The organism is Bartonella sp. CR127HXZ (genome assembly GCF_042194555.1).
Lineage (GTDB): Bacteria > Pseudomonadota > Alphaproteobacteria > Rhizobiales > Rhizobiaceae > Bartonella > Bartonella grahamii.
In genome coordinates, this window is record NZ_JBHIMZ010000040.1 from 1 (window position 1) to 2,006 (window position 2,006).

Below are 2,006 nucleotides of genomic sequence, written 5' to 3' on the forward strand. Positions count from 1 at the left end.
GGCGGGGTGTCTATAGGGTAAATACAGGTCCTATTTCAAAGATTTTTAACGGGATTAGTTCTGCGACGATAGGCATGAAGCTGTGGTTAGCCCCACAGATTTCTGAGCATTGTCCGTAATAGACGCCTGGTCGTGTGGCGGTAAATGTGGTTTGATTTAAGCGTCCGGGCACTGCATCTGTTTTTAAACCTAGTGTGGGGATAGTTCATGAGTGTAAAACATCTTGAGATGTAATTATTATACGAACAGGGGCTTCAATTGGGAGAACCACTCGGTTGTCAACTTCCAGGAGTCGAAGGTCTCCTGGGTTTAAGAATAATGGGGGTATTATGTAAGAATTAAAGATGAGGCCTCCGTAGTCTGTGTACTCATAGGTTCAGTATCACTGATGTCCAATTGATTTAATAGTAAAGGAGGGGTCGTTGATTTCGTCTGTTAGGTATAGAATGCGTAGAGATGGTAGGGCAATCAGGATTAGAATGACTGCGGGTAGGATGGTTCAAGTGGTCTCTATTTCTTGGGCGTCTGTAATGTTGGTATTGGTTAGCTTTGTTGTGAGTGTTGAGGATAGAGCGTATAAGACTAGAAAGCTAATTAAAGAGATAGTCATAAATGCATAGTCGTGGAAGGTGATTAATTCTTCTATAACAGGGGATGTAGCATCTTGTAGACCTAGTTGAACTGGGTGGGCCATGTAAGATATATAGGGTTATAGCCTATAATTTGGTTTCGACAAAGCCATGAAATAGTTTTTCTAATATCTTATTGAAAAAGTTATAGGGGCTATAGGATTGGCTTGAAACCGGTTTTAGGGGGTTCGACTCCCTCCTTTTTCGTTTAGTTTAACATAGGCTGGTTCTTCAAATGTGTGATAAGGCGGGGGACAGCCATTTAATCATTCGAGGTTGGTGGGGGATTGTTCGGTCATTGATACCTTGCGTTTTGAGGCGAAGGCCTCTCAGATCATGTAGATTATTAGGATCACTGCTACTAGTGAAATAAAGGAGCCAATGGATGATAGAACATTTCATGCGGTATAAGCATCGGGGTAGTCAGAATAGCGTCGGGGTATTCCAGATAGGCCAAGGAAGTGTTGTGGAAAAAAGGTTAAATTTACACCTATGAATATAATAATAAAGTGGGCTTTGGCATAAGTTTGGTCTAATGTATAGCCTGAAAATAAAGGGAATCAGTGGATGAAGCCCCCTATAATGGCAAAAACAGCTCCTATTGACAGGACATAGTGGAAATGGGCGACAACATAGTACGTATCGTGTAGTACAATATCTAGGGATGAGTTTGCTAAGATAATACCGGTAAGGCCCCCTATGGTGAATAGAAAGATAAAGCCTAGGGCTCAAAGTATTGCGGCAGATCATTTGATATTGCCCCCATGAAGTGTAGCAAGTCAGCTGAAAACTTTAACTCCAGTAGGAATAGCAATGATTATGGTAGCAGAGGTGAAGTAAGCTCGTGTGTCTACATCTATGCCTACTGTAAATATATGGTGGGCTCATACAATAAATCCTAGGAACCCGATTGACATTATAGCCCAGGTCATACCTATATACCCAAATGGTTCTTTCTTCCCGGAGTAGTAAGTTACAATGTGGGAGATTATTCCGAATCCAGGGAGAATGAGGATGTAGACTTCAGGGTGGCCAAAGAATCAAAATAGGTGTTGGTATAGGATAGGGTCTCCCCCTCCAGTAGGATCAAAGAAGGTAGTGTTAAGGTTGCGGTCTGTTAATAGTATAGTAATGCCGGCAGCTAAGACTGGCAGGGAGAGGAGTAGTAGGATTGCTGTGATTAGGACAGATCAGACAAACAATGGGGTTTGATACTGGGATATGGCGGGGCCATTCGAGTCTTTGACACCAGAACTGAGGCTTGGCTGGACTGTCCCCCGACTCCAGTGCTGCCTGAGGGGCGCCGGAGCCACTCGGCCTTTGGCTACAATGGGGAGCTGTACATCTTTGGTGGCTATAATGCAAGGCTGAACCGGC

General features: G+C 43.6%; 1 protein-coding gene and 3 pseudogenes. All 4 read right to left on the reverse strand.

The genetic code is table 11. The features are described 5' to 3' along the window. Positions 1-10 precede the first annotated feature (10 nt). Positions 11-364, reverse strand: a pseudogene (locus ACFIKY_RS08895) (hypothetical protein); the annotation flags it as partial. A gap of 135 nt (positions 365-499) precedes the next feature. Further along, positions 500-694: a cytochrome c oxidase subunit II transmembrane domain-containing protein gene (locus ACFIKY_RS08900; protein WP_375654043.1), complete on the reverse strand. Its 195-nt coding sequence runs from the start codon at positions 692-694 to the stop codon at positions 500-502. 333 nt (positions 695-1,027) lie between these two features. Next, positions 1,028-1,345: pseudogene (locus ACFIKY_RS09410) on the reverse strand (cbb3-type cytochrome c oxidase subunit I). A gap of 168 nt (positions 1,346-1,513) precedes the next feature. Next, positions 1,514-1,810, reverse strand: a pseudogene (locus ACFIKY_RS09415) (cbb3-type cytochrome c oxidase subunit I). Positions 1,811-2,006 lie beyond the last annotated feature (196 nt).

Coding starts and splice junctions, on each gene's coding strand:
- ACFIKY_RS08900 (WP_375654043.1), bottom strand. CDS start 694: ATGGCCCACCCAGTTCAACTAGGTCTACAAGATGCTACATCCCCTGTT.